The following is an 18,483-nucleotide window of genomic DNA, read 5'->3' on the forward strand; positions in this document are numbered from 1 at the left end:
AACCTCTTTCATTATTATTCTTAAACAAGTACCGCTTGCTCCCAAAAGCCTTTCTTAGTTTTGCCTACACGCCTATTTCTTCGCATATACATACAGTAGTTATTCCATCCGTACATATCCATCTTGGCAGCGCGGTCAAAAAGAATCTTTTTAATTAATATATCTCGTTCATCTATTGGTACATAAAAGCGAATGAATCCTTTATGATCTTTTGATGATACCGGATACGGGCAGCACGTCAGGATATTGTAGCGATAAGACAGGTGTTTTTTGCCCTTATGGTCGCTTATCCGAATGCTATTTGAAACGCCATAATCCAGTTTTAAGTAAATACTGTTCGTACTGTAGCTATCATAGCGTTGAATGACAATCCCTTTTTTCTTCAATCGGGCAATAATATAGTCAGCCGTTTCTTGCAACTCTTTTTGGATTTTTCGGTTGCGAGGATGTTTCCGTTTAGCCATTGGAAAAGTCCTCCTTACGAAACATTCATTCTTTGATAAAACTCAACAATCAATTCCACATTTTCGAACGCCCATTCCTTAAAGCAAACTTCATCACAAAAATGATTCTTATGCCGACTATCGTATAGCGCGAGGTTCAAAAAAGTCTGCCCGCCGCATCCCTTGCATTCAACTAACCTATCATCATTTTCAATATTGAAAAGGACCATATAAACCATCTCCTTTTTTTATTTCGAATAGAACAAAAGACATTCCTAATCTAATCAGAATGTCTTTTGCTTATAGCAATCTAAGAATTAGATGTACCCTTTTTCTTTTAAAGAAATAAACTGGTGGTCCCCAATAATGATGTGATCGAGGAGTTCTACACCCATAACTTTTCCGGCTTCGGAAAGTCGTTCTGTCACATCGATGTCTTCCGGGCTCGGACTCGGGTTTCCACTCGGATGGTTGTGACTTACAATTATTGAAGCAGCAGAATGTTTGATAGCTTCTTTGTAGACTTCCCGTGGATGAACGATACTTGCATTTAGACTTCCAATGAAGATCGTTTTCTTAGCAATAACTTCATTCCTTGTATTGAGTAATAAAGCAACGAAGTGCTCCTGCATTAAGTCCTTCATTTCATCCATTAAGAAATTCGCCGCATCTTCAGGACTACGGATCGTATAACGAGAATCCGCTTTGCCTATAGACCGGAATTTCTTAGCAAGCAGAAATGCCGAGTGTAATTCAAGAGCTTTCAATTCGGTTAGTCCTTCGTTCTTTAATTCTTGAACACTCATTTCAATCAAAGTGCGAATCCCCATTGAAGCAAGATTTCCAGTGAGTTCAGGAGTTGCCTGCCTTCCAAGTAAGACTGCAAGTAATTCCTGTAACTCGACTGTTGAAAGATCGCTCCCCGTCATTGGATACATAGACACGGATTCACGTGCTACTTCGATATATTTCCTGTTTTTCATTATGTTCTCCTTTCCACAAGAAACGGTGCATTGCAGCACCCTGTTTCATGTGCCACAATGTCACTTGCCTTTGTGGAAGGCTTATTTTAGTTTTTATTCATTCAGTGAAAGTCAGATCAACCGTGCAGCCATTCGACATATACGCCATCCTTTACAGGATAGTGAGTAGTATGCAAAAACAAATGTTTATTCGCATACAATTCGAAATCAATATATCCGTACAGTGGATTGTCTTCCGTGATCAAACCGCTTTCTACAGCGATCATCTCGGCAAGTTCCTTGTAGGAGTTGTATCCGCGGATAACGCTGTAAACTGTACCCTCACCGCTTTTGACAACCTCAATGGCTTCTTTAACATGTTCAGCCGTATCGCTGCCAAGGACATTCTGCTCCATCAAGACCCTCACGATTTCCAACTGTTCTTCGCTTAAGTCTTGAATGAGTTCGGCCAGTTCGTTCAACGTTCCTATGCTGGAATAACGGCCAATATTAACGAATGGATGTTTCTCATAATCGAAAATCTCCCATTCCTCGTACTCTGTACCGTCAGCGACACCAATTGTTTGCATGATGTCCGAAACGTCATGAGGAAGAGTAAACCAATCTCCAACAAGTTTACCTTCATTGTATTTTCCAAGATTACCAACCCAGATATTGATTTTATAGTTTGTCATTGCAGACTACCTCTCTCTTAAAATATTTTTAAAAAGACGATCTCTGAAAACTGTGAAATTCCAAGTTTGATTTTTAACGGCAAATGAATGGACCGTAGACCATAGCAAGGAATATTTCCTTCTGCTCTCCTTTTGTTAGTTCCAAATCTCCACCTGGCAGATCAAGGGGTTGTTCTGTTGCTATGTCGAACATGTGGTGCACTCGAACACGCTTTTCTACAGTAGCGGGAGTAAAAGCACAGTCATCAGAATGACGAACAGAATAATAGTACAAACCCTCTTGTTTTTCCTTTTCAGGAATACGGGAAGATGATACTAACAAAATCGGTCTTTCTTTAAAAATGTTACGTTCAACATTGTTGGTTTTCATATGGAACAACCTCTTTCACATTTATTTTTTAAAAATAAAAAAAGCCGCCACGTACCCATAATGGGTAAACTAAACGACTTTTTTATAACAAAAACTATCATGAATTACTCGCTCGACTAACGAATCAGCGCTTTGATTTCATCGAATGAATCAGGAAGTGGAAGAACCTCTCTATCCATTCCATTCATCGCACCAATCGAATTAGGATGGTAACAGACACCCTCACGTTTCTTTCCTGTTTCATAATACAATTGCCCTTTTTCCAAATCAAAGGGTTCAAGAGTTAGCGATTTTGTAGGCTGTTCCACTATGGAAATTTCCTTATTTTCCATCCAGTAGATTGTCACATACGCCCGAATTCCGAAAGGACCATAGATGTCATATGACAAACCGAATGCCTCGGAAAACTTTTCCGCAATCGGTTTTACCAACATTTCCACCCAAGATGGATGTTCCAATTCTAACTTCTTTTTGTTCAAGCGTTCGATGGAACGTTCTGCCCTCGCAATGTCCTCATGACGTTTTGCGATTTTCTCGTCCAAAGCATTCCTTTCTTCTTGATAAAGACGATAACTTTCTACATACTTGTTTTTAATTGTTTCCACTTTCTCCAACTCCCTTTTTATTAATGCAATAATCCCTTTATGGCTGTCATGCTATGACTGCATCATCTGAATGCTTCAATCGGGTGCTTGTTTGCTCTGCCATCCAAATTGCTTCTTCTTCGTGTTCCGTGAAGAAATTCGTTTCAGGAGTGAATTGAAGCGGTTTTTCAGTAGCCAAGTCAAACATATGATTGACCCAGACCGCTTTTTCAATTTGTGCAGGATCGAAACCGCAATCGGAATGTCGAACGGAATACCAACAAAGGTTCGGGTTGCGTTTCTCCTTCGGTACTCGCCCGCCTGTAATATAGACAATCGGGTTATCCTCAAACATATTGCGATCTTCGTGCCACTCTGTCATTTCCATTATTCATCAACCTCTTTCACACTGTTTTTTTATATCGCATTCCAAATTTTTGCGAACAATGCTTTCCTTAATGGCTAATGTCGCAAGGGCTGACTGTTCGGACAGCCTTTGCATCTTGCCATTTTCAATCAGGTAAATACCTTTAATTTCTTTCCTCGAATTGAACAGAATCGCTTCAAAGTGTGCCTTTGCATCCCATACTTCGTTGTCCAAAAACTTTTCTGAATACAAATCAACAAAGTGTGTTCCGTATTCCCGGACTATCCAAAGGAATGGTGCGCCTTCTGTATTCCGATACAAGGAAACATCATGCACATAAAAATCTGCATGGTGTTTTTTTAGATGCCTTTCTACCACTTCCATCATGGATTGAAGTATTGGATCGTTCCCTTTACGAATTTTGTTTCGCACGTAGTTAATGTGCCGCCTTTTCTGTTCATCCGTTTTTTCATAATAAGCAATCGCGATCTGTTTTCTTGCCAACTTCAAAACTCCTTCCATTTTTTATTTTTAAACACAAAAAAGCCGATTAGCTCCAAAGAAGCAATCGACTCTTTATATATTCAACGCATTAAGGCGTGAAATATTAAACTGATTTAGTATGCTTACTGCAATTTCAGACGGAATACGTCGTCCCAACCGTTCCTATAAAACAGGAATACGAAGGTTGAATAATTTTATGCCGAATCTCCTTTGTCTTTATAAGAAGAAAGGTTTGACGGCTTTCACTGGAACAGTGACTTTAAAATAAATATTATGTATTTAGTATATCAAAAAAAAAGAAGAATATCAACGTATCGGGTAATAATATTATACTTTATTCATATTGTGTAACATTACTTTTAAAGCAGTTGACATTTCCTTAAATAGTCCAGCTTTTTAAGGCTCGTTAAAGCCATACAACCCCATTATAAAGGAGATAATCAGAAAAATAATGATTATACTGTTTAATAATATGAGGATTGTTCTGTAAATGCCTTTAACACCAAAACATGCTGTAATGATTCCTAATCCACTAAACACAAAAGGAATATATAAACTCATGTTCCACAGGTACTCAATGAAATCATTCCAAACTTTAAATGGAATATTTATCATAAAAAGCCCGATCGTCATTAAGGAAAATAAAGTTGATAGAACTGTAAAAATAACCTTCTTCACATTTGTCTCCCCCTAAAACAAAATAAGTTGCAAACAAAGCACTATGTAAATAAAAACCTGAACGCCATTTTAAGCAGTTCAGGTTAATTATACATCAAATGTAAATTGAGTATCTCTACAATATTCCGTTAGATTGATATTAGCATTTCTTATTCCTCATTTTAATTGTAAACGCCGTAACTATTGCAGCAGCACCATAGCCAGACTTTCCGGCTGCACATTTTATTAGATTTCGATCACAACTACAACGACCAGGATAGGATTTGTTACGGACGTAACAGCAGTCATGTGATTTACAGCAAGCATCCAAAGCATTAATTGTTGAAGGTGTATTTTTGCATCCACCACCACATTTTGCTCCGCACCAATTATATTTCCTTGGTAAATATGGACCTCCAGGGAAAATGCGTTCATTAAATACACAGCAACCATTTCCCATGCAGGGAACTTTATCATACCAAGCCTGCGTTGATACTTCATCATTTTCTACCGTGGAGCTTGAAGCTTCCATAAATTCAACAATGTTCTCTATATCTAATTGATCTGCTTCTGTAAGTTCTTGGTCATCCAAAATAATATCTCCGTCATGGTGTACAGTAAGGTGAACTATAAAATCTCCATTTTGTTGCTTTTTCAATTGATACAATCTGGCGAAAACCGGAAATTCTAATCCAGTAACGATTTCAAGTTTTGTATATTTGTTAAATTTTAACGCCTGCATTGTAACTACACTTTCTGACTCTGTTCCAATCCCCATAGTCAATTCAGCAGCACTTTGTTCCTCGATTGGTTCTTTTAGTAGATGGGATATTTCTTGATATTCAAATAAACGATTGACAACATCAAGCTCATCTTTTTTCAACCATGTTAAATCGTGAACAGACGACTCCCGAAACGTTGTTACACCAACATCCCAAACTTCATTTTCCATATTTAATCCTCCTTGTTTTATTAGGGAACACTGTAGTTCCTATTGTATAAGGAGAAAAAAATAGGTAGATTATAAACGGTAATATTTCTTTTATACTCTAAAAGGGAATAATATTACAAAAAGTTAACGAATCGTGTAACAATACACCTAATAAAATTCCATCAGATCATTCTTAAATGGAATACGTACCGTCTATTTCATTTGTTTTTAAATTTTGTTGCTTTGCAAGAAATTCCCAAAAACCCGGTGTATTTTCATCTTCGATCAACATATTAACTTTTTCAATTATCTTTAGTTTTATTTCTTGCTCTAAATCATCCCGCTCATGAACAGGCACTTTTAGTAAGTTGTAATTAATCTTAGGTTGAAAATCCATCAAAAGTTCTTCCCAATTCTTATCATCATAGATACTATCTAATTTTTCAGTAGAATAAATTCTACACAACCAAATCACCTACCTTTTTCAAGTAAGTATTCTTTAATCCGTTGCAATGCTCGTTTATGCAGATTAGATATATTTTGCGGTGATTCCTCAAAATAATCAGCAACCTCCTTATTAGTGAAACCCCTTACATAAATCATTTCTAAAATCTGTTTTTGTTTGTCTGTTAATTGGTTGTAAATCTCATAGAGTTTTTCGTTTTCTATTAATTCATTAAAGGGTTGAGTGTCTTTATTGAAATAGTCTTGTTCCGTAGAGTTAGATGAAGCATAGTTATTAATTAATATCGTTGAATTTTCGTTGGAATCGTTTGCATTACCATCTAATATTAAATTATAACGTTGGTTGCGTTTGTTGATCCGCTTGTCAAAGTCAATAGTATAAAAGTATATCAAGTTACTTACGTATTTGATTAACCTAATTTTTAAATAAAACTCACGAAACTTATTATCTAAAGCTTTAGTATTTTCCTCTGTTGGCTCCCATATGGCTTTCTCTAACAATTGTTGGTTCTCTTTTATTTGGAGAAAACTTTTAACCAAACTATTATTAAGAGTTTTTTCATACGTTTCATAAAACTTTTCCACTTTGTCTTTTTCTCTCATTCTACCCCCCCTTATTAGATAGTGTAACAGGTGTATGAATTATCAACTTAAAATAATTAAAAATTCTTAATAAGTGAAAATGGTCGCTATTAAACAATAATATGTTTCTAAAACACAAACTATTAAGGAACGAATCGTATTATTATATTGCTATTTTGCTCCCCCTGTTCACTTTAATAATAAAAGGGGGAAACAAAAATGAAAGAAAAACTGATATTAAGACCAACACAAATCATTTCTGTTTTTGAAGCATTATCCACTATCCCTAAAAATCTCGATGTTATCAAAGCTAAAGAAATATGGGAGAAGTCGGATCGTGGTAAGGGTAACACTGTTGCTATTATAGATACTGGCGTGGAAAAAGAACACCCTAACTTAGTAAGCAATATTATTGGTGGTTATAATTTCACAGATGATGATGGTGGCAACCCGGAGATATTTCGGGATTACCGTGGACATGGGACCCATGTGGCTGGAATAGTGGCTGCATGTGAATGTGAGAATAACGAGGGAATCGTTGGTGTTGCACCAAAAAGCAAGCTATTAATTTTAAAGGCGATAGATCGAAACGGGGTTGGAAGTTATGAAAACTTAGTCAATGCTTTGCGTTACGCGATTAATTGGACAGGGCCAAACGGGGAAAAGGTAGATGTAATAAATATGTCTCTTGGAGGATCGGCCCATAACGAAGACTTATACAAAGCAATCAAACAAGCAAGGGAAAAAGGCATCGTTCTGGTTTCAGCCGCAGGGAATCATGGTGATGGAAACCATCAATCTTTTGAACGCTCATACCCAGGATATTACAAGGAAGTTATTCAAATTGGTTCAGTAACACAAAATTTAAAGCCATCCGTATTTTCAAATACGAATGTAAATCTTGATTTTGTGGCTCCAGGGGAAAATGTAATTTCAACCCATCTAAACAACAAATTTGTAGAACTAACCGGAACTTCGATGGCAGCACCATACGTTTCAGGTGGAGTTGCATTAGTTTTGAATCTAATTGATCGTTCTCAACCAGCTATGATCCCATACCTTATTTATCAATATTTGGTGGATCGTGTCAAAAAGCTGGATTACCCAATAAGCCAAGTCGGTAATGGACTGATCCAATTAACTTAAAAAAACGCCCTCATAAATAGTTGAGGGCGTTTACCTATTAAAGAAATTCTTTTTCGTATATATCTGGTGAGAAACCGTTCACCGTTGTTTTGTCGTTTGTTTCTTTATTCACAACCACTGCTAATGGCACTCCAAATACATTGTAGCCTTCAAATTCTTTTCTGTTCGTTTCATCAGCAATATCTTTATAAATAAATTTTAATTTGTGTTTTTCTAACCATTCTTTTGCTCTAGAACAATAAATACAGCTATTACTACCGTATAGAGTGATTTCCTTTTCCATCTTAATCCCCCTCAAAATATCAATAATTTATTAGTTTGGAGGCAACACCCGGATTCGAACCGGGAATCAAGGTTTTGCAGACCTTTGCCTTTCCTTTTTGGCTATGTTGCCCTTTTCATATATTAAAGAGAGAGATCAAACAAGGAAATCAATCATTCAATAAAATATTTGATTGATAATTTTAGCGAGCGCATCACTTTCCAATATATAGCCCCATTTGGATAAGGAGTGAAATTCATGGAGGATAACTATAAACAAATGCTTAATTGCTTAGTCCAAGTTCACCAAACACTATCAATTTGCTCAAAATGCTATGAATGTTGTAATGAAGAAGAGAAAACATTGTACGGAGAATTATCAGAGGATGCTGCTCGAATGATAAAGAAGATAAAAAACCATATGAGTAATCACGAATAAAGAGGGGCGTTTCCCCTCTTTTATTTTTCATCCTATTATCCACGAGACGGTTCCAATATTTCTAATATTTTCACCAATCTTTCCACAGCATACAATGGTACTATTTCAATCAACTTCTCTACCTTTTTAATCAATTCAGCTTCCAATTGTTTGGTATCTTCTAATACTTGTTTTTGTATGTCTGACATCTTTTCATCCATTTTAGTATATTCCATGAATGACTTTGTCCCGGCTACTGCTTGTGCTTGTTTCTTGATCTTCTTAACGTTCTTTTTTATTTGAAATTCGTATTTAAAAACACGGTACACGCAATCTTTGAAATTCCTTTTATTGAAATCAGGATATTTTTTCATCCAATCCATTTCTTCTTCCGGGGGTATCTTCTGCATCTTTTTAAAATCAGAACCACAATTAGGACATACCCCTTTTTTAAAAAAGTCGAATTGGTATTCCCTTACATAATGGTTACAACAAGTACAAAAGTATAATCCATTTCGTGAATGTTCTTGTTCTGATAACATTGTTAAATAGATAAAGAATGCCACAATAGCAATGACTGAGATTCCTATAATTAGATAACAGAAAAATTTAATCTCTGAAATTCCAAAGAACAACCTACAAGCTATAAAATACAAAAAATAAATTAATGACACTAATAAAAAGAAGCTCAAAGCAATTTCAACTACATCTTTCTTCAATTTAACGTCTGTGTATTTAGTTTTCACGGCATTTCCTCCCTGCTTTTTAAAAATAGGACGTATCTATTCGGTTTGGGTTCCCTGCGTATTAAAACAATAAAAAAGCGTTATTGGTAATAGCAGCAACGCTTTGTATTTATTTATTCATCTAAAGTAGATTTAGTATAATCAACTCTATTGCCATCATGGAAGCCTTTCTGATAAGCTTCTACTTCTTCAATAGGCGGGAGTTTAAAAGACAATCCCTTTTTCCCTTCAAACATTTCATGGTATGCTTGTTTTACTTCTGTAGGCAGCAATACCATTAACCCATATTCTTGTTCCATCTCTTTAACTTGTTTTTCAAACTTTTCATTTAAACCACTTAAAAAACCTCTAATATAAGAGTTTTTTAATTCCGTAGTTAAGCTCCGCTCCCTTTGCAAAAAATTCACTTTGTAATATTCATCTACGAATTGAGATACATAAAAACTTAAAACCTCATACGCCAATATATACATTTCTTTCGCTAACGCAATATCATTTTCATATCCCAAAAAAATGATAGCCCTCTTTTTCTTGCTCTCACCTTCAACCGTTTTGCTATTGTAGTACCATGTAACTCGAAAATTATCCGCTATAACATTTGCCAATTGACGTTCCCACCAGAATAGAGTTTTATGGGCTGTCACTTGGCCTTTTGAGACAGTTTCATTGCTTTTTTGATCCAGTATTTCGGATGAAGAGATTTCATACTTTATCATAAGTTTTTGAGCCATAACGAAAGCTGTTTGACATTCTTCATCGTTTTTATGATCGTTTGCAATGGCTAATAAACCCTTGATTTTCTGGATAATTGACTCGTTTCGACTGGTCAACTGTATCCCTCCCAATAATCTATTCTTTGTATAAGGACGCTAATGCAAAATAATAGTTCCTTACCATTACCAGGATTTCTCGCTATTAAAAAAAGCGTTCTGCATATAAGCAAAACGCCTTTCATTTATTAATACTCATCTACTATATCGACATTCATATTTAGCTTACGTCGATCATACATACCAATTCTTTCAGCAATCCGCATCATCTGATTTGGCCGATCTTCCTTTTCAAGAAATATCATCGCACCTGCACAATGTTGTTGATCAGAAGAAGGCATATGCAAAGTCTTATGACATGTGAAAGACATATCCGCTCTGATACCCTCTACAATCTCTTCCAATCTCCCCTCTGCCAATGTTGTATTGGTTGAACTACCTTTTATAAAAGGACAATCCTTGCAAGGAGTTTTTAAATCAAACTTCATTTTCATCGCAACCTATCATATTATATTTTATTGCTTGTTAAGTTTGGTTCGATTAAAACCGTTCCCAACTGAAAGTTTCATTTTCGCTTAGCTCTACGCCTACACGTTTATATTCAGCTCTTGCTAATTTTTTAATTTCTTCATCTGATGCATTTTTTGGCACATTATATAGCCACGTTTTAATTTCATAACCTTCTCTAACCACATAAATAATTAAATCCATTCCATTTCACTCCTTCACTTTTCTACTCTTCGAAAATCAGTCAGGCAATTCAAATAGTTTTCAAAAAGGCAGATCCCGCTTAACTAGGGAATCAGCGGGGACTTCCGCTTTACTAAAAGGACGATTTGAACAAAAAATGGTTCACAATAAGCAAAAAAGAACGCAGTGAATTAACACTGAACGTTCTTTTTTTAAAAAACACTAATTAATTTGCACATTAGATTCGGAATGCGTACTATTTCTCACTATCAATTTCTTCTGCAAACACTGAGAAAACATGAGGATCACTGTATAGATCTTCTTCGATTTTTATTAAATCTCTTTCATCTCTAACAGTTCTTATATAGGAATCTTCCAAAATCTCTCCGTTGAATTTTTGCTTGTAGTGTATTCTGTATCGTTTCACTTTTCTTCGTCTCCTTTTTACGTCACTTTTTCTGTCAAAATCGACGTCCCATTTTATTCGGAATGTGCATCAACCGCCTAATTGTGGCATTAAGCATTCCCATTCGTAGTCATCAAATTGAATTTCATTATCTTTGATGATTTCACCCTTGTGGATTTCAATGTCTTGATTAAATTCCATACCTCGTTCGAATGCATAAATTTTTATATCAAGTTTGTACCGCTTAGATATTTCAGCAAATTCAGTAGCATCCACGCCCCAAGCTTGTTTAAATGAATCAATCGTAAGTACCTCTAAATGACTATCGTTAAAGTACCACTGGATATGACCGTCAATAAAAGCCCGTCTTGTTCCCTTAACGTAAAGACCATAAGGAGAATACATATTGAATTCCCATTCATCCTCTTCAATTTTTACGTTTGGAATTTCAACTTCCTTTCCCATCATTCGTGCCATTTCTCCACTCATACTTGGTAGTGCTTCTAATCCTTCAATCAAAAACTTTCTAATGTCTTGTTTTGTTCCTCTAACTTTTAGAACACCCTCTGCCCAATTTGGCATTTTCATTCTCCTCTCTTAATGCGTTTTATCTGTCAAATCCAAAACAAAGATTAAATCAAGGGTTTATAAAACGAACGATTGCCCATAGAATACAAACGTTCAGTAAATGCTCCCGGCTGTACATCACCCAATACCGTTCGCAACGTATCCATCTTTGCATCCACCATATCAATCAAATGAAGTATTTCTGCTTCCATGATGATAGGTTGTACAGGACTTCCCCACTCTAATTTGCCATGATGACTTAATACAAGGTGTTTTAGCAAAGTAACTTCTTCACCTTCAATACCGAGTGATTGTGCTGCCATTCCGATTTCTTCACTTATCATTGAAATATGACCAAGCAGCTTGCCTTCAAAGGAATATTCGGTATTAACAATCCCTTCATACTCTCTGATCTTTCCAACATCATGAAGAATCACACCTGCAAACAAAAGGTCTTTGTTTAGTTCCGGGTATAGAGCGCAAAAGTTTTCCGCAATCCGCAACATTCCTACAGTATGATAAGCAAGTCCAGATACATAAGCGTGATGATTTTTGGAGGCAGCAGGATAAACTTTAAAATCCTCTTCGAATTTTTGAATAACTGCTTTTGTAATGGCTTTAATTTTGTCATTATGAATGTCATGATTAATAACTTCATAGACTTTCTTCAATAAATCATTACCTGAAACGGGGGCTGACTGTAAAAGGTCTGCAACCGTTACATGTTCATTTTCCGTCACACCTCTCATGAAGTTAGAGTTAAGTTGCTTTTTACCTTGAAACTCTGTAATAACCCCTTGCACCTCAACTATGCTCTCAACTGGATAATAGGCTAATGCCTGTTCTACGTTATCCCAAACTTTGGATTCAATGTCACCGGATTTGTCGCCAAGAGTGAGTGTTAGGAATTCGTTGTTATTCCGAGCAATCCCCTTTTGAACTTTTTTCACCAATAGAAACCCTTGAAAATTCTCTCCTACTCCATAATTAGCAATGCCTTTCTTCATCAAAACCTCTCCTTTAATAATGTTTTTAAACACAAAAAAGCCGACAGCACGCAATAGCGTAACCATCGACTTTATATATATTGACACAACTAAGTTGTGAAAATATCAATCTTAAATACATGCTAAAAAGCAATTCTGACTAATTGCAGCCTGCCTAACTTTTCTTCATAGAAGAATTCAAAGGCAATGAATTTGCGTCGAATCTCCTTTAGAAAAAAGGTTTGACGACCTCTACATAATGTGTAGCTTTAAAATAAATATTATACGTAAAGTGTAACATTTCTCCTTAAAAATTACAACATTAAAAATAGGTGAATATTAATTTTACTTTTTTAAATTGCCTTACGATTCATTGTTGGTCCATATGTATTGTGCTAGTATTTGACTTTGGTAGGAAGTCAGTTCGTAAGCATAAATTACAGATGCAAATTAATAAATACAAACAATCCTCTGATATTTAACGTTCTTACAGCGAACAATATTTGGTTTTTTTTTAATATTTGTTTATTAAGTGCAACAAATCATCTGTTAATACGTTAGTTAAGTGAAAGGATGTTTCTTGAATGAATATTGAAGATTTATATGCCCAATATTTTAAAGATGTTTACCATTTCGTTCTATCCTTAACGAAAAACAGCGCATTAACCGAAGATATTGTTCAAGAAACATTTACCCGTGCTTATTTAAATTTAGACAGTTTTCGTAACCAACCGAACAAAGCATGGCTTTTTACAGTATCGCGCAACATCTATTACGACCATATAAGGAAAAACAAAAATATCGCAGATATAGATTATGATTATTCGACAATACCCGATACAAATATATCCCCAGAAGATGCTTTATTTCAGAAAGAAAAGCTTCAACAACTTTATGAAGAAATTATGAATCTGAAAGAAAATTATAGGGATGCAATTATCTGTTTTTACCTGAAAGAGTTAAATTACAAAGAAGCAGCTACAGAAATGAATGTTACTGAATCAAATTTCAAAAGTATATTATTCCGTGCTAAGAAAAGCCTGAAACGTTCTTTAGAAAGAAAGGGTGAGCCGCTTGAAGAGTGATGAATTCAAAAGAAAACTCGAACAATATCAACAAGGAAGCTTGACACCAGAAGAGGAAGAACAGTTTGAAAACGAATTAGAAAAACTCGACGAATATCAAAACTTTCTCGAAACAGAGATGAAGATAGAAGTCACTAAAAATGAATATGATCCTAACCTTGAAAAAAGGATTTTGAAACGCAGCCAATTATTTGCTTATCTTCGGATTGGGTTATCCACCTTAATTAGTGTTTTACTCATTCTTCCGACTCTAAACCTATTTACAAGTGTTTATTATAATGCAGGGGGTGAGTCCAGCAAGATGAATGTGCTTCAAGAAATAACAGAAACAGTCATCCCAATAACAAATCCGAATGTAGAACTTGAAAACCCTCAAAAAACAAGAAGTTTTCTAAAAGCAAAATACTCAATTGATCTTTATAAAAGGATTGGAAAAGAAAGAACATTCATCGCGTCAGATAACATTACACTTGTGTTAAACCATGCAACAAGGGAACGGAGGAATGTACCTACCATGATGAGTGCTAATCCTCCATTAGATCAAAAAGCAACAATAACTAGGTTAAGCAAGTTAAATGAAGAGATTGTCGTGGAACTCTTTATCGTCTTTAATGAACCCCAAGAGTCTAATCAGGTTGATACTTTAGCAAATAAATATGATATGGACATTCTATGGCGGGCTGTTAAAACCGATGACAATGAACATGAAGATGAACGTTTTATCGGTTATCCAGAAAACTTTCACCTTTTGCGTGAAAAAGGAGCAACTTCGGCAGAAGAAGAATTTAAAAGTTCTTTAGCCTTTTTGAGCAAACACGAAAAATTGGCAAGATCCATTTCAAACAATAAGATACATTCGGCAAAGGAAAAATTGAATTATATAAAGAAAAACGGAATTTCAATCGTTGGATTATCTGTCACAGGCCCAAGTCAAGAAATCCTCTCATTTATAAAAGAGCAAGATGGAAATATCTCAAATGTATATATAGGAGGTGAGAAACTATGGAATTGGCAAACGGAAGAAAAATAAAAACAAGTAGTCTTATCCATTGGATCGCTTACGGATTACTTATCATCAATTTGTTTTACATGAATCTAAATGTATTAATCGGAAAACCTGCATATTTTTTAGTGAATATTTCTTTGGGATTGCTTGCGATGTTGTTATGCAGCGTTGTGTTGTACATGAAGAAGGGAACGGATAGTACACCGATTATCGGAATCTTACTCAACGTACTATCAATTATTATTGTTGTTGGAACGCTATTCTTTTATGTAGGATAATGGAGGGAAAAAGATGACTTCAAATAAATCATACGGATATTGGTCTATATTGTTCAGTGTTGCAGGTTCTTTACTTCTTGTTGCTTCATACCTGATTTCTCCAAATGAACCTCAAGGAATGATCGTGATTGGCTTACAAATCATGTTACTATCAGCAATCGTCCTTTTGGGTTTGGGGGTTGTAACAAGCACTTTGGCTATAAGAAAAAAAGAGGAAGGCATAAAAAAATACATCGGTATATTATTGCCAGTGATTATTATTTTGTTTGCTGTATTAGTTCCTATTCTAATGGGGATAGGTTTCATGTTGAATGACAACCCTTAATTGAATCAATTCACAACCAGAAAAGAAAAGTAGGGCATGAATTGTCATGCCCTACTTTTTTAACATCTGAAAGCTAACATTTTCGCTTGGAATGCTACGACTACCCGGTCGCTTCCGGCGTTATCGGTCCCACGAGCACAATTGATAAGGGTTCTATCGCATGAACAACGTGCAGGATATGATTTGTTATTCACATAGCAGCAGTCGTGCGACTTACAGCAACGGTCCAATGCATTTACAGGGGTAGGTGTGCTACCGCAACCATTCCCGCAGTTCGCACCGCACCATTTATATGTTACAAGCGGATTCGTCGGCAATGCCTTGTATCGGAACTTACAACACGTTCCCGAACCATCCCAATTGAAACAAGGAACAGGTGAAGCCATAGGTGAAACTTCGTCAGAATCGTGCGGGATTTCAAGGTACATCGGGATTACGAAATTGTCCACGTTTCCTGCTTCGATTGTATCAGCAAAAGTGAATTCCCCATTATCAATTGAAAACTTTTCAATTAATTCTTTATTACCTGTATCCTTTTTGACTTCAACGTTAACCGAGAAAAAGTTACCTTCCTTTTGATCGTCAACTTCATTTGATACTTTGAGTTGTGTCATTCGGATTAGCACATCTTCCTCATACTTTAAATAAAGAGTGAGTTCCTGAATTGTTACTTCTTCCTGCTCCGAATCAACCTTCGTGATTACTTCAAAACCCTTTGACTCAACAAATTTACTCGGGTTAATTCTCCTGTCCTCTTTCACCTGATTGATCGCTTTGTTAAAATCAGGACGTTCCATAAATTCTTGGACCAATAAATCTAAGTCCTTTCCTTCTAAAGCACGTTCAAATACACCCATTGTAGTCTCTCCTTTTTAATATGATTTGAAGGCAACAACTTTATTTCGCGATGTCGCCTTTCATCTATAAAAAGAGATAAGAAGGACAAAGAAATCAATTAGTACAAACAATTAATACTTTTGTTAAGAGAATGTTTAACACATTTTTTAATCATTCAACCAACAAAAAACCGGCAAGCAGTTTTTTTCGCTTACCGGGTTTTTGTAATTCTTATAGCAGGCTTAAACGTTCAAGCGTGCGGCTAAGGATTTTTGCCATTTGACCTTTTGTGATGGCTTCATTTCCTTTAATGTTGCCATTGTCACCGCCAATGATGTCTAATGAGATTAGCAAATCGATGTATGGTTTCGCGTAATCGGAAACACCATTAGCATCTTTAAATTTCGATAGGTTGGTTTGGTTAGCATCTACTTCGAATCCTTTCGATTCAAGCAAGCGACCCATCATTGTGAATGCCTGTTGGCGTGTCAGGGAGCCGTCTGCATCGAACGAGCCGTCACCCTTTCCTTGTAGTACACCAAGTTCCGTAAGGGCGTTCACGTATCCGTCTGCAACGTCAGAGAATTGATTGTTTGTCGATTCGTTAATGCCGAGAGATTTCCCGACCATCGTTGCAAACTCCAAGCGATTTAACTTGGCATTCGGCTTAAAGGAATCTTGTTCCCCATCAACAATGCCGCGTTCTGCAAGTTTCTGGATGTAGTCCTTGTATTGGTTGCCTTCAATGTCCTTGATATTGACAATCGGATCGACGAAAATCAATTCCCCGCTCTTGTGAAGCGTCAAGATGATCCTTCCGTCTAAGATGGTATATGGCACGGCTTCAATACCTTTTTCTGTTTTGAGTTTGATGACCTTTCCGTCACCAAGAACATCAAGTGGCAGTGCAATTGTCGCCATATTGTCGTTCGTCACTTCATCGAATGTTACAACAATCGTTCCATTCTTGGTTGGCTTGACACTAACAGCAGAAGAACTTGTGATTTCGATTTTGTCTTCCGTTAGGAAAATGTTACTTTCATCTGTTGTATCGTCCTTGTCCAATTCTGTTTCGTCAGTTGGTTCGTTATCCGTGGACGGTTCCTTTTCCGGCTCGGATGGTTTCTCTTCTGTAGAAGGCTTGTCAGGCGTTGGAATCCAAGTGTCTTCGCCATCGTTCACATTGTCGTCATCTTCGTTTCCATTGCCATCTTCATTACCATTTGAAGGTGGAGTCGTTGGTTGATCTGGCTCTGTTGGCTCTTCTGGTTCTGTTGGTTTTTCCGGTTCTTCCGGTTCTGTTGGTTCTTCACCTTCGGATGGAGTTTCACCATCGGTATTGTCATTGTCTCCTTCTTCACCTTTACCGTCATCGTCATCCCCATCACCATTAGAAGGTGGGTTTGTCGGCTGTTCAGGCTCATTCGGTTGCTCCGGTGTAGTTGGATTTTCCTTTTCATCCGCATCATCGCCGTCGCCTTCCCCGTCGCCAGGCATTGTAGGTTGTTCCGGTTCAGATGGTTGTTCCGGCTCCAAATTCCTTTCGTATTGATCAAGTTGATCAATCAAATCTTGAAGATTGCCTTCAGGGAATCCGGCTGCTCGTAATTCTTCAATCGCTTCCCGTGCAGAACGGATATTTTCTTTTGTTGGATTTTGATGAGTTGCATTCATTTTATCCACTACATCGTCAATCAGAAATTGCATTTCTTCGTCGGGTTCGGATGGTTCAAGTTGACCCGGATCTTTCTCTAAATCATCGAGCATATTGTCAAATTCCGGCAATGTAACGCCGATTTCCTTTAATTTGTTATGAGCATCCCGCGCTGCTTGAATGTTTTCTGGTGTTGGATTGTTCACAGCATCGTTAAAAGCGTTAACAGCTTCATTTAGAAGTTTGTCATAGTCTTCAGGTTTTTCGGGAAAGGAAGGCAATTCAAGGTCATCATCGCCAGATTCGACATTTTCCTTGTCGTTATCACTGTGATCTGTTTCATCATTTTCTCCACCGTCATTAACCTCTTCCGCCCCCGGCGTTTGTTCAGTTTCACTTTCGCCTGTTTCTCCGATTTCAGGCGTTTGTTCTACGTCACCTGTTTCATCCACTACTGGCGTATCATCCACCACATCCTCAAGTTCATCTGCATTTGCAACTGTCGCTCCGATCGCGATAGCCGGAATAGCAGCTGTCGCCGTAATTGCTGTCATCATTTGTTTGGAAAGGATCATTTTTTTCTTTGTCATGTTTTCATTCTCCCTTGTGATATGTTTTTTGTTCTGTCCGTGGCAAAAGCAGCAATCCGAACAAAATCTAATTCATAGTTTCCAAGAACCTTACCCCCTAATTAATTAGAATCGATAATAGGAACGCCTGATACAGAAAGAGGTTCCCAATCTTAGCA

At 36.7% G+C, this 18,483-nt stretch carries 27 protein-coding genes and 1 tRNA gene; 5 read left to right on the plus strand and 23 right to left on the minus strand.

Features of this window, described 5'->3' with window-relative positions; genetic code table 11:
- Positions 1-20 precede the first annotated feature (20 nt).
- The 12 genes from D5F11_RS26215 to D5F11_RS08870 all read right to left on the minus strand — a co-directional run bounded on the left by D5F11_RS26215 (position 21) and on the right by D5F11_RS08870 (position 6,581).
- Complete coding sequence (locus D5F11_RS26215; protein WP_185830592.1) at positions 21-464, minus strand: hypothetical protein; 444 nt, start codon at positions 462-464, stop codon at positions 21-23.
- A gap of 14 nt (positions 465-478) precedes the next feature.
- Complete coding sequence (locus D5F11_RS08820) at positions 479-673, minus strand: hypothetical protein (protein ID WP_120117209.1); 195 nt, start codon at positions 671-673, stop codon at positions 479-481.
- 87 nt (positions 674-760) lie between these two features.
- Entirely contained in the window at positions 761-1,426 is a 666-nt protein-coding gene (radC, locus tag D5F11_RS08825) for a RadC family protein (RefSeq protein ID WP_120117208.1), read from the minus strand.
- 116 nt (positions 1,427-1,542) lie between these two features.
- The gene (locus tag D5F11_RS08830; protein ID WP_120117207.1) at positions 1,543-2,100 is read right to left on the minus strand and encodes an antirestriction protein ArdA; all 558 of its coding nucleotides are present in this window, start codon (positions 2,098-2,100) and stop codon (positions 1,543-1,545) included.
- A gap of 73 nt (positions 2,101-2,173) precedes the next feature.
- A complete protein-coding gene (locus D5F11_RS08835) occupies positions 2,174-2,470 on the minus strand; it encodes an LPD28 domain-containing protein (RefSeq protein WP_120117206.1) in 297 nt (98 codons plus the stop codon).
- A gap of 116 nt (positions 2,471-2,586) precedes the next feature.
- Positions 2,587-3,075 carry a hypothetical protein gene (locus tag D5F11_RS08840; protein WP_120117205.1) on the minus strand — a complete coding sequence of 163 codons (489 nt, stop codon included), beginning with the start codon at positions 3,073-3,075 and terminating at the stop codon, positions 2,587-2,589.
- A 46-nt stretch (positions 3,076-3,121) separates the two neighbouring features.
- Positions 3,122-3,442 carry an LPD28 domain-containing protein gene (locus D5F11_RS08845; RefSeq protein ID WP_120117204.1) on the minus strand — a complete coding sequence of 107 codons (321 nt, stop codon included), beginning with the start codon at positions 3,440-3,442 and terminating at the stop codon, positions 3,122-3,124.
- Between the two features lie 6 nt (positions 3,443-3,448).
- Positions 3,449-3,925, minus strand: coding sequence for a hypothetical protein (locus tag D5F11_RS08850; RefSeq protein ID WP_120117203.1), 477 nt, complete (start codon positions 3,923-3,925; stop codon positions 3,449-3,451).
- A 396-nt stretch (positions 3,926-4,321) separates the two neighbouring features.
- A complete protein-coding gene (locus tag D5F11_RS08855; RefSeq protein ID WP_120117202.1) occupies positions 4,322-4,603 on the minus strand; it encodes a hypothetical protein in 282 nt (93 codons plus the stop codon).
- 139 nt (positions 4,604-4,742) lie between these two features.
- Complete coding sequence (locus D5F11_RS08860) at positions 4,743-5,534, minus strand: phospholipase A2 family protein (RefSeq protein ID WP_120117201.1); 792 nt, start codon at positions 5,532-5,534, stop codon at positions 4,743-4,745.
- 172 nt (positions 5,535-5,706) lie between these two features.
- The gene (locus D5F11_RS08865; protein WP_120117278.1) at positions 5,707-5,910 is read right to left on the minus strand and encodes a hypothetical protein; all 204 of its coding nucleotides are present in this window, start codon (positions 5,908-5,910) and stop codon (positions 5,707-5,709) included.
- A 74-nt stretch (positions 5,911-5,984) separates the two neighbouring features.
- On the minus strand, positions 5,985-6,581 hold the full coding sequence (locus tag D5F11_RS08870) for a sigma-70 family RNA polymerase sigma factor (RefSeq protein ID WP_120117200.1): 597 nt from the start codon (positions 6,579-6,581) through the stop codon (positions 5,985-5,987).
- A gap of 198 nt (positions 6,582-6,779) precedes the next feature.
- Between D5F11_RS08870 and D5F11_RS08875 the strand changes: the two genes are divergently transcribed.
- Complete coding sequence (locus D5F11_RS08875) at positions 6,780-7,706, plus strand: S8 family peptidase (RefSeq protein ID WP_120117199.1); 927 nt, start codon at positions 6,780-6,782, stop codon at positions 7,704-7,706.
- 37 nt (positions 7,707-7,743) lie between these two features.
- On the opposite strand, the gene D5F11_RS08880 is transcribed toward D5F11_RS08875, so the two are convergent.
- The 9 genes from D5F11_RS08880 to D5F11_RS08910 all read right to left on the minus strand — a co-directional run bounded on the left by D5F11_RS08880 (position 7,744) and on the right by D5F11_RS08910 (position 12,571).
- Positions 7,744-7,989 carry a glutaredoxin family protein gene (locus D5F11_RS08880; RefSeq protein ID WP_120117198.1) on the minus strand — a complete coding sequence of 82 codons (246 nt, stop codon included), beginning with the start codon at positions 7,987-7,989 and terminating at the stop codon, positions 7,744-7,746.
- Between the two features lie 36 nt (positions 7,990-8,025).
- Positions 8,026-8,100, minus strand: a tRNA-Cys gene (locus tag D5F11_RS08885).
- A 341-nt stretch (positions 8,101-8,441) separates the two neighbouring features.
- The gene (locus D5F11_RS08890; RefSeq protein ID WP_120117196.1) at positions 8,442-9,131 is read right to left on the minus strand and encodes a hypothetical protein; all 690 of its coding nucleotides are present in this window, start codon (positions 9,129-9,131) and stop codon (positions 8,442-8,444) included.
- Between the two features lie 113 nt (positions 9,132-9,244).
- Positions 9,245-9,976 (minus strand): DUF2786 domain-containing protein, encoded by a 732-nt coding sequence (locus tag D5F11_RS08895; RefSeq protein WP_120117195.1) that lies wholly within the window; start codon positions 9,974-9,976, stop codon positions 9,245-9,247.
- 113 nt (positions 9,977-10,089) lie between these two features.
- On the minus strand, positions 10,090-10,389 hold the full coding sequence (locus D5F11_RS08900; protein WP_120117194.1) for a hypothetical protein: 300 nt from the start codon (positions 10,387-10,389) through the stop codon (positions 10,090-10,092).
- Positions 10,390-10,441: 52 nt separating this feature from the next.
- Entirely contained in the window at positions 10,442-10,612 is a 171-nt protein-coding gene (locus tag D5F11_RS26220; RefSeq protein ID WP_170226634.1) for a hypothetical protein, read from the minus strand.
- Between the two features lie 235 nt (positions 10,613-10,847).
- On the minus strand, positions 10,848-11,018 hold the full coding sequence (locus D5F11_RS26225; protein WP_185830593.1) for a hypothetical protein: 171 nt from the start codon (positions 11,016-11,018) through the stop codon (positions 10,848-10,850).
- A gap of 69 nt (positions 11,019-11,087) precedes the next feature.
- Positions 11,088-11,579, minus strand: a complete 492-nt coding sequence (locus D5F11_RS08905) for a hypothetical protein (protein WP_120117193.1) — start codon at positions 11,577-11,579, stop codon at positions 11,088-11,090.
- 50 nt (positions 11,580-11,629) lie between these two features.
- Positions 11,630-12,571: an HD domain-containing protein gene (locus tag D5F11_RS08910; protein WP_120117192.1), complete on the minus strand. Its 942-nt coding sequence runs from the start codon at positions 12,569-12,571 to the stop codon at positions 11,630-11,632.
- A gap of 563 nt (positions 12,572-13,134) precedes the next feature.
- On the opposite strand from D5F11_RS08910, the gene D5F11_RS08915 reads away from it, so the two are divergent.
- The 4 genes from D5F11_RS08915 to D5F11_RS08930 are packed head-to-tail and all read left to right on the plus strand — an operon-like array spanning position 13,135 to position 15,244.
- The gene (locus D5F11_RS08915; protein ID WP_120117191.1) at positions 13,135-13,635 is read left to right on the plus strand and encodes an RNA polymerase sigma factor; all 501 of its coding nucleotides are present in this window, start codon (positions 13,135-13,137) and stop codon (positions 13,633-13,635) included.
- Positions 13,625-14,665, plus strand: coding sequence for an anti sigma factor C-terminal domain-containing protein (locus D5F11_RS08920; RefSeq protein WP_120117190.1), 1,041 nt, complete (start codon positions 13,625-13,627; stop codon positions 14,663-14,665). Before D5F11_RS08915 ends, D5F11_RS08920 begins: the two co-directional genes overlap by 11 nt.
- The gene (locus D5F11_RS08925) at positions 14,638-14,919 is read left to right on the plus strand and encodes a hypothetical protein (protein WP_120117189.1); all 282 of its coding nucleotides are present in this window, start codon (positions 14,638-14,640) and stop codon (positions 14,917-14,919) included. The genes D5F11_RS08920 and D5F11_RS08925 overlap by 28 nt, the downstream gene beginning before the upstream one ends.
- Positions 14,920-14,932: 13 nt before the next feature.
- On the plus strand, positions 14,933-15,244 hold the full coding sequence (locus D5F11_RS08930) for a hypothetical protein (RefSeq protein WP_120117188.1): 312 nt from the start codon (positions 14,933-14,935) through the stop codon (positions 15,242-15,244).
- 59 nt (positions 15,245-15,303) lie between these two features.
- On the opposite strand, the gene D5F11_RS08935 is transcribed toward D5F11_RS08930, so the two are convergent.
- Positions 15,304-16,101 carry a phospholipase A2 family protein gene (locus D5F11_RS08935; RefSeq protein ID WP_120117187.1) on the minus strand — a complete coding sequence of 266 codons (798 nt, stop codon included), beginning with the start codon at positions 16,099-16,101 and terminating at the stop codon, positions 15,304-15,306.
- A 211-nt stretch (positions 16,102-16,312) separates the two neighbouring features.
- Entirely contained in the window at positions 16,313-18,325 is a 2,013-nt protein-coding gene (locus D5F11_RS08940; protein ID WP_120117186.1) for an S-layer homology domain-containing protein, read from the minus strand.
- Positions 18,326-18,483 lie beyond the last annotated feature (158 nt).

It is taken from the genome of Siminovitchia terrae (assembly GCF_003605405.2).
Taxonomy (GTDB): domain Bacteria; phylum Bacillota; class Bacilli; order Bacillales; family Bacillaceae_C; genus Siminovitchia; species Siminovitchia terrae.

Coding starts and splice junctions, on each gene's coding strand:
- D5F11_RS26215 (WP_185830592.1), bottom strand. CDS start 464: ATGGCTAAACGGAAACATCCTCGCAACCGAAAAATCCAAAAAGAGTTG.
- D5F11_RS08820 (WP_120117209.1), bottom strand. CDS start 673: ATGGTCCTTTTCAATATTGAAAATGATGATAGGTTAGTTGAATGCAAG.
- radC (WP_120117208.1), bottom strand. CDS start 1,426: ATGAAAAACAGGAAATATATCGAAGTAGCACGTGAATCCGTGTCTATG.
- D5F11_RS08830 (WP_120117207.1), bottom strand. CDS start 2,100: ATGACAAACTATAAAATCAATATCTGGGTTGGTAATCTTGGAAAATAC.
- D5F11_RS08835 (WP_120117206.1), bottom strand. CDS start 2,470: ATGAAAACCAACAATGTTGAACGTAACATTTTTAAAGAAAGACCGATT.
- D5F11_RS08845 (WP_120117204.1), bottom strand. CDS start 3,442: ATGGAAATGACAGAGTGGCACGAAGATCGCAATATGTTTGAGGATAAC.
- D5F11_RS08860 (WP_120117201.1), bottom strand. CDS start 5,534: ATGGAAAATGAAGTTTGGGATGTTGGTGTAACAACGTTTCGGGAGTCG.
- D5F11_RS08865 (WP_120117278.1), bottom strand. CDS start 5,910: ATGGATTTTCAACCTAAGATTAATTACAACTTACTAAAAGTGCCTGTT.
- D5F11_RS08870 (WP_120117200.1), bottom strand. CDS start 6,581: ATGAGAGAAAAAGACAAAGTGGAAAAGTTTTATGAAACGTATGAAAAA.
- D5F11_RS08875 (WP_120117199.1), top strand. CDS start 6,780: ATGAAAGAAAAACTGATATTAAGACCAACACAAATCATTTCTGTTTTT.
- D5F11_RS08880 (WP_120117198.1), bottom strand. CDS start 7,989: ATGGAAAAGGAAATCACTCTATACGGTAGTAATAGCTGTATTTATTGT.
- D5F11_RS08900 (WP_120117194.1), bottom strand. CDS start 10,389: ATGAAGTTTGATTTAAAAACTCCTTGCAAGGATTGTCCTTTTATAAAA.
- D5F11_RS26220 (WP_170226634.1), bottom strand. CDS start 10,612: ATGGATTTAATTATTTATGTGGTTAGAGAAGGTTATGAAATTAAAACG.
- D5F11_RS08905 (WP_120117193.1), bottom strand. CDS start 11,579: ATGCCAAATTGGGCAGAGGGTGTTCTAAAAGTTAGAGGAACAAAACAA.
- D5F11_RS08910 (WP_120117192.1), bottom strand. CDS start 12,571: ATGAAGAAAGGCATTGCTAATTATGGAGTAGGAGAGAATTTTCAAGGG.
- D5F11_RS08915 (WP_120117191.1), top strand. CDS start 13,135: ATGAATATTGAAGATTTATATGCCCAATATTTTAAAGATGTTTACCAT.
- D5F11_RS08925 (WP_120117189.1), top strand. CDS start 14,638: ATGGAATTGGCAAACGGAAGAAAAATAAAAACAAGTAGTCTTATCCAT.
- D5F11_RS08930 (WP_120117188.1), top strand. CDS start 14,933: ATGACTTCAAATAAATCATACGGATATTGGTCTATATTGTTCAGTGTT.
- D5F11_RS08935 (WP_120117187.1), bottom strand. CDS start 16,101: ATGGGTGTATTTGAACGTGCTTTAGAAGGAAAGGACTTAGATTTATTG.
- D5F11_RS08940 (WP_120117186.1), bottom strand. CDS start 18,325: ATGACAAAGAAAAAAATGATCCTTTCCAAACAAATGATGACAGCAATT.